Here is a 9,398-nt window from a genome sequence, read left to right as displayed (position 1 = left end):
GTTCGACCACCCTTGGGCGCATCGCGACCTCCCGGATACTCGTATTCGATCGTATACATGAGCACTTCGCCCAGGCCGGTCGAGATCGGTCCCATCGTGGGCTCCGCTCCCTCCGGCAGCGACGCACCGATCGGGGCTAGCCGTTCGTTCACTTGGCTGCGCGCGAAGTAGATGTCAGTGCCTTCTTCGAAGATCGCAGTGACTTGGCTGAAGCCGTTACGCGAGATCGAGCGGGTCATCTCCAACCCCTCGATCCCGGCAAGCCCGGTCTCGATGGGGAAGGTCACCTGCGTCTCCACCTGCGAGGGAGAGAGCGCAGACGCGCTGGTGTTGATCTGCACCTGTGTGTTGGTGATGTCCGGCACCGCATCGATCGGAAGGCGCAAAAGGTTCATGGCGCCGTAGATGGCTGCGAAAACGGTGAGGACGATGACCGCCCAGCGGAACCGCACGGCGATGTCGAGGATGGCCCCGATCAAACCGTGGCGATGGCTGGCCGTATCGGTGTGGGTATCCACGGCGGGCTCGTTCTGAGTCTCAGTGACCATGGGTCGCGCCCTCCTTCCCGAGTTCGGCCTTGAGTAGGAAGGCATTGGCGACAGCTATCTGCCATCCCTCCTGAAGGCCGGAAAGGATCGTCACTTGACCAGCGGATCGTGTCCCGAGCTCAACAGCGCGGGTCTGAAAGCCGGTCTTCGTCCGGACGAAGACCACGTCTCGTCCTTCGACAACCTGGATAGCGTCCTCCGGCACCGCGATGCGGTCGCGGTCTATCTCACCCGAAGGCCTGATCCGCGCCTGAAGGAAGGCACCCGGCTGAAGCCCCGGAACGCCGCGCGATAACGACAGGACCGCGGTCGCACTGCGGCTCTCCGGATCTAGCGAAGGCGTCACCGAACGAACCCGAGCGCCGATTTCCCGACCGTCGCCGACCACCAGCACGGCCTCGTCACCAGGTTGGATGCGAGAGGCTTCGGCTGAAGGCAGCGCCACCTCGATTTGGAGGCCACTGGGATCGACCACGCGGTAGAGTTCCTCGCCGGCATCGACGAAGGCCCCGAGCACAATCGGTGCCGCGGTGATCCTGCCGGCCAGGGGAGAGGTGACCGCCAGCGAACGCCCGTCGCCGCTGACGCCAGCGGCCGCCACCGCGGCCTGCGCCCGCTGAAGTTCCGAACGTGCTACGCTGAGGTTCGCCCGCGCGGCTTCCAGATCCTGGCGGGCCGTGACATTTTCCTCGAACAGACGCCGCTCGCGTTCGTAGGCGGCAGACAGCTCGCTCACCCGCGCGCTTGCTGCGCTCACCTGGGAGGCGAGAGCAGCGGCATCCGCGCTCTCGATGCGGGCGACGGTCTCGCCGCGTGCCACATAATCGCCCAGCGTCTTGCCGACGGAGCGGACGACCCCCGAGGCGCGGGCATCGATACGAGCGGAGGCAGTGGGGCTCGCCGCGACAGTCGCCGGGAAGACGAGCTCGACGGCGGCGCCAGAACGAACGGCGGCCAGCTGTATCCTGGCCTCGCTAATCTGCTTGTCGCTAAGCGTGATCACCCCTTCCGGTGTCTCGGCCGCAGGTTCCTCCTGCGCATGGTCATCCTCACCTGCATGGTCGTCGACCTCGGAGGTTGGCCAGAATATCAGCGCCATAGCGCCAATCGCGATCACGATACCGACGAGGATCGCCAGCTTTCTGCGTGTCATTGATGTATCCTTCATTGTGCGGCCAGCCCGATCAGTTCGGCTGCGGCCAGACCCCTTTGTTCGCGGGCGGCGATGAGCGCCTCGCGGATCGTGTCACGTGCCTCTGCGGCAGCGAGCACTTCGATCAGGGGAAAACGTCCGTTGCGATACCCGATGCGAACGAGACGCAATGCCTCCTCCGCCTGCGGGAGCGATGTCTGCGACAGGGTTTCGACGCGCGCTTCCGCACCAAGATACCTTGCCCGGGCCGTGGCGACCGCCTGCTCGTAATCCGCGCGAGCTACAGCTTCGCGAGCGTTCGCTGCACGCAACCGAGCCTCGGCAGCAGCGATGTTGCCCGAATTCCGGTCCCGAAAAGGAAGGGGGATTGAAACGCCGACGAGGAAGGCATTGTCGCCGCTTTCCCCGAAGCGCCGCACGCCCGCAGAGACCGTCGGATCGGGAATACGCAAACTTCGCTGCCGCTCGATCTCCGCCGCCGCAGCAGTGCTCTCGGCTCGCGCAACCCTATAGGTGAGGCTTTCCTGCGCCTCCGACATAAGCGATGCGGGGGGAAGGATATCCGGAAATTGCGCCGGAACGAGCGGCGCTTCACCGCCAGTCCATAAAGTTGCGAGCGCTGTTCGAGCCGACAGGCTCTCCGCCTCTGCCTCAACCAAGCTCGCGCGCGCTTCGGCAAGGGCCGCATCCGCCCTCAATGCGCGCAGAGGCGGCTCACGGCCGACCTCCACAAGGACACCAGCAATGCGAGCCAGTTCCTCGTTACGCGCCACGACATCTTCGGCAAGTTCGACCCGCGCAGCCGCTGCAGCAGCTGCAAGATATCGCTCGCGCACCAGCTGTCCCAGTTCGACCGTGGTAAGGTCGGCCCTGAGAGATGCAAGTTCGGCCTGGGCTTCGGCCGCACCGATCCGCGCAGATCGCTTGCCGCCGAGTTCGAGACGCTGGCCGACGGAGAGCGTATATTCGGTAGACTGGAGGCCCGAGAATGCGCCGCTGCCGGCGACGTTCTCGACGTCGAACGAGACTTCGGGGTTCGGGCTCAAGCGAGCCTGATCGACAAGCGCGACCGCCGCGTCGGTTTCCGCGCGGGGTCCCACGAGGCGGGGGTTGGTGGTGGCGGTATCGGCCTCAGCGGCGACCCCGCTGAGTTCAAGGGCGTCGTCGAGCGTGACGACACGCGGGTCCTGCGCGCTGGCAGGTCCCGTGGACAGGGCGAGTATCAGCCCCCAGACGGGGGCTGCTCGCCACGATATGGCGAACATGGATGGGTATTCCTCTGCTGACGTTCAATTCGGCGTCGGAAAACAGGTCCGACGCGCGGCGAACGTCAGGCGCGAGGAGGGGGCGTCGCCAGTTCGGTCAGATTGGACGCGAACGAGGGCTGGTCGCCGGCGCGCAGGGCACTCATGACCGATCCTAAAGAAAAGGCGTGAGACGACCGCCCGACGGCCTGCGAAGCATGATGACAATGGCCATGAGCGCAGGCGCCGTGCTTCTCTGCCCCACTGTCATCATCGCCGGGCTCGTCGTGCTGCTCGAGTTGCGATGCTACCGGCGGCTCTCCCACGCATTCGGCCGCTTCCGCCACCGGAGCCCATAGGACACCGAATGCGGTGCACAGCGTGATGAGCTGTAGCAAGAGGGAGCGGGCGAAGAGCCGAATCATCGCGTGCCCGATAGCAGCGGAGGCACGGCTGCGAAAGAACTATCTCGCCAGGTCGAATGTGATTTCATAACAATACCATCGATTTACGCATCGGTGTTCCTCGGCGTGCGATCATCACTACACGGCGATTGACCAAGCACACGCCTGATTTCCGGCTCTATTTCCATCCGGGCGAATGCGCTTACATTCGAACGACCACTGTTTCCTATTGGAAGTCTCCCCGTGATGTTGCCTAAGGGGGCGAGGGAAAGTCGGAATATCTGACCGTGAACTTCGCGCCAATCACGCGTTCTCCACGCAAGCTCCAGCATACGCCAATGCGAGACGCAGTGCGGTCCCAAGCGGTCCTGAGCAACTACGTGGGCTCGTTCGAGATGGTGCCAGGCTTCCTCGAAATTCTGCTCGTCCGAAGCCTCTGCTGCGCGTCGGTATTCTTCTGCGAGAAATGCATCCCTGCTGGGAATGGTATTGCTATCCATGGGACAACTCCCGGCGTGCCTGGCCGAACACCTCCGCACTGCCCCACAGGGCTAGCCCGGCCATGATCGAGGCGACGAGCAGGTCGGGCCACGCGTCGCCCGTTCCAAACACGCCGAGGGCGGCGCCGAGAACCGCAACGTTTCCGATCGCGTCGTTGCGCGAGCAAATCCATACCGATCGCATGTTCGCATCGCCTTCGCGGAACTGGAAGAGCATGAGCGCGACGATCACGTTCGTCGCCAAAGCCAGCGTGCCGACCACTCCCATTGTCTGGGGCTCCGGGGCCGAACCAGCGACGAGGCCGTAGATCGCGTAGCCGATTACCCACACGCCGAAAGCGAGCATGGTCGCGGCCTTCACTAGAGCGGCCTTGGCGCGCCATGAGAGTGCCAGACCTGCAACGCCAAGACTGATCGTGTAGTTCGCGGCATCCCCGAAGAAATCAAGCGCATCGGCTTGGAGCGAACGGGAATCAGCAGCGACACCAGCCACCATCTCCACTGCGAACATGGCAGCATTAGCGATGAGTGCGATCCACAGAGCCCGGCGCCAGCGCGGATCGTTGTGCGCGGCGGTGTCAGGCTCCGGTGTCTGGCAGCAGGACTTCGCCATGCCACTCTCCTTGCAACGTTCGAGTCGCAAGAACATATGCACCTTGTAGCAACTACAAGGTCAAGCGATGCGTATCGGGGAACTGGCGAAAGCTACTGGCACAAACGCGGAGACGATCCGCTATTATGAACGAGAAGGCATATTGCCGGCGGCGGATCGCACAGACAGCAATTACCGCGACTATTCGGACAACCACTTGGCAGCGCTTACATTCGTTCGCCGCGCCCGCCAGCTCGGCTTCAGCATGGCGCAGGTGCGAGAACTGGTCGCCCTCTCTAACCATGACGACAACCCGTGTAAGGATGTTGATCGACTGGCTCAGCTGCACTTGGCCGAGGTTGAGCGCAAGATCGCCGATCTAATGGCACTACGAGACGAGTTGGGTCAGATGTTACGGTCCTGCCAGGCGGACAAGATCGGTGAGTGCCAGATCATCGGCAGCCTAGGGCGCCATAGCGTCATGTGAGACCTCGATGGCCGTCCGCTTATGGGTAACCCAGAGAAGCAATGGAATGGCCGATATTAGGGCGCTAAGCCGCCGTTCTGTCGTTTGGGACGCAACGGCCGTTTGCGGCACGGCAGACCTGCTTCGCCTTCTTATACGGGTCTGCGCCCTAGGTCCTCCAATTGGTCCGCAGTTCGTCAGGGGCTAGAAGAGACTGAAGGCGCGACACGGCCCTGCTTTTTCCCGCATAGAGATTTTCGGGAACCGTATCAAAGCAAACGACACCATTTGCTTCCAAGCCGAACAACCTCGGCGAAATCTCCGACGTTACGAGCCTCGCGCGGTCTGATCCGGCTGGCAGGTATAGATGACAATTCGGAACCGTCAGCACGCCACGATCTCGCCAGATGAAAAGCGCCAGTTCCACCAGTTGGAATTCGCCTTCATTCCATTCGAATGACAGCCGAAGCATGTCATGCCGGGTTGATTGAACGACGTCAGCTATGCTGACGGTATCGTCTATCGTGCGCCGATACCCGGCACTAAACGCCAACCCAGGCTGAAGCCTGTCGGTCCCGAGCAGCATCTTGCAGACAGCGTTCGCGTATGCCGACATTACGCTATTTTCGAAGTCATTAATCATCTTGATCTTCCCAAATTTTCATCCCCCAATCCGGGGACATTTCCACCTCCATTCAAAAATTTCCACGCAGTAATGCCCGCGGGATGGTTAGCATCCCGCGGGCATCTCTTGCGCTGTCGTCTATGCAGTTCAGCGGCAGTGCTTGTCCCACAGATCGGACAGAACCCCCTGCCCCTCGTCACAGAGAATTTCGCTATCGAAAGCACAGTGCTTGAGGGCGAAGGCTTTTTTCATGACGCGTGGGATAATCAGAAGATGGCTATGCAGAGGGAATGCCGAACCGACCGATCCAGGCGAATGTAGGATTACGATCGACGCAACGTCGCGCTCGCATGCCAGCCTGACCGCGAACGAACGCGCCCGTTCCCATCCGACATGAAGACGTTCGGCGTCGGCAAGCGGTAAGGTCAGGTAGGTGAGCAGCCCAGCTACATTGGGACAAGCGGATGCATCGGCTTGGCGCAAGAGAAGATCGGGATCGCTTAACATATCGTCGGCCCGGGCGGGCAGAATGACCTCGACCTTCTCGGCATTGGGCGCCCAATTCGACCGGTCCGCGTTCACGAATGCCGATCCAAGATGGCATTTCCGGAAGCCGAATTCGTGCGCGGTGTTCGTGCGCCCCCTGAAGGTTTTCCGCAGGACACCGAAGGTGAACCCGTCAGACGACCCCTGCGGGTTTGTATAGAGCCAGCTGAGCGGATCCTTCTCATCCGTTTTGGGCTGCGAGCTCGCTTTCTTGGCGCGCGGCTTGGATTTGGTCGCAGCCATCAGGACGCCACTCCCTTTAAAAATCGGGAAATCTCGTCGGCCATGCGGTCGCATCCCTCCTTCAGTCCCTGAAGCGACACAGGCGCTTTCCAATGGATGGTGAGACCTTTCTGCGTAATTTCCACGCACCTTCCATTCGAGCTCGGCACGAACCACAGCCTCTCATTCGACCGACACGGAATCAGGTTCGTCAGCAGGATCGGCTCTGCGGATGAGCGAAGAACGATGTCGGCGAGCGCCGGGAATTCACCGGTGACCAAGCGCATCAGCAAAACGTCACGATCACGATCCGTCGACGTCTTGAGCATCGCGAAGTCGAACCGCTCGGCGTCCGCAGTCCCGCTGAGGACGAGATTGCACTCCGGCAGATCGAGGCATCCTTGCGGCATTCCTGGCAATCGCCATTCGGCAACGTTTGTCGCTTCCAGTTCAAGCAGCGGCAGCGCCAGAAGGCGCTCGCAGGGTGCGAGGGGTCTATTATTAAGTTCTTTCATTTCGAGCTTTCTCAGGAGGGTCACCGATCAGTATTGATCGGATCAGGCTGCCTTCAAATTTTCCTCCGAAGGACAGCTTCGCCTGGCCCCGCCAATCTACCTATCGTCGCCCCACTCCGCGGGCGGCCGATTTTGACCGCGGCTAGCGGCTTCTTCCCGTCTGCGATCCCAACGACAGGTCAGTCTCTTTGCTGAAACCGCGCGATGGAACACGCTCTGGACTCTCTGCAGGAGCGGCGGCGGGCGCGGGGTCGCGTCTCACAGCTTCGGATTCAGCGTCCGTCCGGTCGTAGTTTTTTTGCTGCTTGTTCCTCTCCGCAGCACCGGCGGCATCTGAATGTGCATTTTGTGGTGGATGCGACAGCAGTCGCTCGCCAGTGACATATTTGGATGGCTGGGAATCTAGTTTAGTAAGCGTGCCAATATCGATATCAGGGTTCCCGGCTTGCCCAACCGTTCCGCTCATCGCAGACGTATTCGCCTTTGAGGTAGCATCGCTTAGTCGGCGTTCGCGATCTTCGGCAGCACGACGATCGACGAAGTCTCGATCTATCAGAAATGCGCCAAGCCCGTTGAGTTGGGCGAGCACGAAGGCGCGTTCACGGAACTCCGTGCTCCCGGTCACAGATACCCTTCCACGAAACTTCTGCGCAGCGAGCTGGAGTGCGGCAACGATGGCTTCATCTTCCTTCGCCAAGATGACGTCGATCCGATCCCCTCGATCTACGAAAACGGTGGGCGCATCAGCGTGCCGGGCATACCGAACTTCATTGCCTGATCGGAAAGGCACGAATTCTCCGATCCTTCTGGGTTCTACATCAGCCGGTTGCTGACCAGTCAGAGTAGGAAACAAATTTCTGCGGCGACACCAATTGGCGGCAGTCTCTCCGTCATTCTTCCAGTAATGATAGCTTTCCAGATTGGGAGGGGGTTTAGCGATCACGGGCTCGGGTTGAGCTTGGGAATTCTGAAGCAGAGTAGCCCGCGCGATCTCGATAGCATTTTGCTTTCTTGTTTTGCGCAAGCGTTCGAGTTCCCGCAGCTTCTTCCTACGCTTGCGATCGGCGCGATATTCATCGCAAAGTTCTCGGTATTCTATCGCATCCTTCGCATGCGGAAGAACGTCCTGTTCAGGTGATCGCGCGTGGACCTTCACAGAGGGATCGCGAGCGACAAAATCTCCCAAATCCTTCGCCCGCCTGATCATCGTGATGCGACTGTTCACGCGCGAAGCGGACACGAACTCTTCACCGATCCCAATCTTGATCCCATTCGTGCCGACCCGCTCGTAGGTCATGCCTTTCGCAGCCAAACGCTCGTGAAGCTCAGGCCAAGAGCGGGCGTTCAGGATGATCGGAACCGCTTCTTCTTGCGCAATCCGCTGCACGGATTTGAAACCGGTCCGCCACTCAGCTGCCGTAGCTCCGGTGCAGATCGGCTTATGGCCAAGCGCCTTCAGCTTGGCGGCACGCTTGGAAAGGATGATTTCGCCATTCGTGATCGTGTAGCGCTGCTTCTCTTCCGCCTGCCACCCGAAGTGATCTACAATCTTGGCTACAGCCTGATGTGCGGCCTCTTTGTTGAAACCATGGTTTATCTCTATCATGCGCCTGGTGAGCATGTCGAAGCGATTGACGGCGATGTGACAATGGACGTTGTTCGTGTCGCCGTGCAACGCATAGATTGCTGGCTGACCACCCAATCCCAAGTGGCCCAGAAACATTTCGACGGTCTCGTCGACCTGTTTCGAAGTGGGTTTTTCGTCTTCCCTCCAGCTTAGCAGCCAGTGGTCGACCGGATTAGGACTCCGCGTCGCCGCATTGGCAAGTGCCATCATCTCAGCCCTGCGTGCATGCTTGGTATCGCTGAGGAGGTTTCGGTAACCCGAATGCAGAAGGCGCACACCGGAGCTGTCCCCCAACCCCGCCCGAAGCAAGTAGTCCACCATATAGGCTTTCTCGTCACTCTCCTTTTCCGGAGCGAGAAGATAGTCGATGAGCGAGCGTGCATGCGCGATACGCTCTCGCGTAATCTGGCGAAGGGTCTTCCGTGCCTTGATGCGCTTCGTGATCATCGCGAGGGCGGGTCTACATAGATCGCGAGATGCGAAATTGCCGACCGGATATCCACCAAAAGTCCGGTGATTTCCATTCTATCAATTTCTGGATTCTTGGCAGCTGCAGATAGCCGGACGCCCATCTCATGGAGCGCCGCGATCTTGCGGTAAACGTTTCGCGATCGTTCACCGCTTTCGGCATTCCCGCCCAGGAGCTTAGCCCGCACGAAGTCCGATACCGAGCGATCGCCGACAATTTCCTTCAACCTGCGATGCTGTTCGTCATCTAGCCGGACAACAATTTTCCGCCCCTCATCCTTTCTCCGCGCTCCATCCTTTGCCTTCCCATGGCGCTTTGGAGCGGCTCTACCTTCTCGATCCATTGCTTCCACCCCTCCCTCAAATGCGACAAGCCCCAGCGCGGAGCATTGCTGATTCTATCAGCCGGTGGTGGAATACACCACCCATCCTGCTTACTTAATTTTCCTCTCTATTGAACGCGGAGGCTGGGCCGGAGCGACGACCCT

At 60.3% G+C, this 9,398-nt stretch carries 12 protein-coding genes; 1 reads left to right on the top strand and 11 read right to left on the bottom strand.

The features are described from left to right. The 6 genes from ACI2I1_RS14350 to ACI2I1_RS14325 all read right to left on the bottom strand — a co-directional run. A partial coding sequence (locus tag ACI2I1_RS14350) for an efflux RND transporter permease subunit (protein WP_404678299.1) occupies positions 1-479 on the bottom strand: 479 nt, incomplete at its 3' end. Positions 480-537: 58 nt separating this feature from the next. Next, positions 538-1,701 carry an efflux RND transporter periplasmic adaptor subunit gene (locus ACI2I1_RS14345; protein ID WP_404679651.1) on the bottom strand — a complete coding sequence of 388 codons (1,164 nt, stop codon included), beginning with the start codon at positions 1,699-1,701 and terminating at the stop codon, positions 538-540. 11 nt (positions 1,702-1,712) lie between these two features. Next, positions 1,713-2,966, bottom strand: coding sequence for a TolC family protein (locus ACI2I1_RS14340; protein WP_404679650.1), 1,254 nt, complete (start codon positions 2,964-2,966; stop codon positions 1,713-1,715). A gap of 65 nt (positions 2,967-3,031) precedes the next feature. Next, the gene (locus ACI2I1_RS14335; protein ID WP_404679649.1) at positions 3,032-3,370 is read right to left on the bottom strand and encodes a hypothetical protein; all 339 of its coding nucleotides are present in this window, start codon (positions 3,368-3,370) and stop codon (positions 3,032-3,034) included. Between the two features lie 83 nt (positions 3,371-3,453). Continuing rightward, positions 3,454-3,849, bottom strand: coding sequence for a DUF3703 domain-containing protein (locus ACI2I1_RS14330; protein WP_404679648.1), 396 nt, complete (start codon positions 3,847-3,849; stop codon positions 3,454-3,456). Further along, positions 3,842-4,462, bottom strand: a complete 621-nt coding sequence (locus tag ACI2I1_RS14325) for a cation transporter (RefSeq protein ID WP_404679647.1) — start codon at positions 4,460-4,462, stop codon at positions 3,842-3,844. The genes ACI2I1_RS14330 and ACI2I1_RS14325 overlap by 8 nt, the downstream gene beginning before the upstream one ends. Before the next feature lie 67 nt (positions 4,463-4,529). Here ACI2I1_RS14325 and ACI2I1_RS14320 point away from each other — a divergent pair, with 67 nt between their 5' ends. Further along, a complete protein-coding gene (locus tag ACI2I1_RS14320) occupies positions 4,530-4,928 on the top strand; it encodes a helix-turn-helix domain-containing protein (RefSeq protein ID WP_404679646.1) in 399 nt (132 codons plus the stop codon). Between the two features lie 148 nt (positions 4,929-5,076). Here ACI2I1_RS14320 and ACI2I1_RS14315 read toward each other — a convergent pair whose 3' ends face one another. From ACI2I1_RS14315 to ACI2I1_RS14295, 5 genes are all read right to left on the bottom strand, one after another. After that, complete coding sequence (locus ACI2I1_RS14315) at positions 5,077-5,550, bottom strand: hypothetical protein (protein ID WP_404679645.1); 474 nt, start codon at positions 5,548-5,550, stop codon at positions 5,077-5,079. Positions 5,551-5,679: 129 nt separating this feature from the next. Then, a complete protein-coding gene (locus ACI2I1_RS14310) occupies positions 5,680-6,321 on the bottom strand; it encodes a hypothetical protein (RefSeq protein ID WP_404679644.1) in 642 nt (213 codons plus the stop codon). After that, complete coding sequence (locus tag ACI2I1_RS14305) at positions 6,321-6,815, bottom strand: hypothetical protein (protein WP_404679643.1); 495 nt, start codon at positions 6,813-6,815, stop codon at positions 6,321-6,323. The genes ACI2I1_RS14310 and ACI2I1_RS14305 overlap by 1 nt, the downstream gene beginning before the upstream one ends. A gap of 142 nt (positions 6,816-6,957) precedes the next feature. Further along, positions 6,958-8,763: a relaxase/mobilization nuclease domain-containing protein gene (locus tag ACI2I1_RS14300; protein WP_404679642.1), complete on the bottom strand. Its 1,806-nt coding sequence runs from the start codon at positions 8,761-8,763 to the stop codon at positions 6,958-6,960. Between the two features lie 122 nt (positions 8,764-8,885). Then, entirely contained in the window at positions 8,886-9,137 is a 252-nt protein-coding gene (locus ACI2I1_RS14295; protein ID WP_404679641.1) for a hypothetical protein, read from the bottom strand. Between the last annotated feature and the right edge of the window lie 261 nt (positions 9,138-9,398).

Source organism: Qipengyuania sp. NPDC077563, from assembly GCF_044901345.1.
Classification (GTDB): Bacteria; Pseudomonadota; Alphaproteobacteria; order Sphingomonadales; family Sphingomonadaceae; genus Qipengyuania; species Qipengyuania aestuarii.
This window is presented reverse-complemented; position numbering and strand designations above follow the sequence as displayed.

Bases quoted from the DNA above. Each gene is read 5' to 3' on its own strand.
- ACI2I1_RS14345 (WP_404679651.1), bottom strand. From the start codon at position 1,701: ATGACACGCAGAAAGCTGGCGATCCTCGTCGGTATCGTGATCGCGATT.
- ACI2I1_RS14340 (WP_404679650.1), bottom strand. From the start codon at position 2,966: ATGTTCGCCATATCGTGGCGAGCAGCCCCCGTCTGGGGGCTGATACTC.
- ACI2I1_RS14335 (WP_404679649.1), bottom strand. From the start codon at position 3,370: ATGATTCGGCTCTTCGCCCGCTCCCTCTTGCTACAGCTCATCACGCTG.
- ACI2I1_RS14330 (WP_404679648.1), bottom strand. From the start codon at position 3,849: ATGGATAGCAATACCATTCCCAGCAGGGATGCATTTCTCGCAGAAGAA.
- ACI2I1_RS14325 (WP_404679647.1), bottom strand. From the start codon at position 4,462: ATGGCGAAGTCCTGCTGCCAGACACCGGAGCCTGACACCGCCGCGCAC.
- ACI2I1_RS14320 (WP_404679646.1), top strand. From the start codon at position 4,530: ATGCGTATCGGGGAACTGGCGAAAGCTACTGGCACAAACGCGGAGACG.
- ACI2I1_RS14315 (WP_404679645.1), bottom strand. From the start codon at position 5,550: ATGATTAATGACTTCGAAAATAGCGTAATGTCGGCATACGCGAACGCT.
- ACI2I1_RS14310 (WP_404679644.1), bottom strand. From the start codon at position 6,321: ATGGCTGCGACCAAATCCAAGCCGCGCGCCAAGAAAGCGAGCTCGCAG.
- ACI2I1_RS14305 (WP_404679643.1), bottom strand. From the start codon at position 6,815: ATGAAAGAACTTAATAATAGACCCCTCGCACCCTGCGAGCGCCTTCTG.
- ACI2I1_RS14300 (WP_404679642.1), bottom strand. From the start codon at position 8,763: ATGGTGGACTACTTGCTTCGGGCGGGGTTGGGGGACAGCTCCGGTGTG.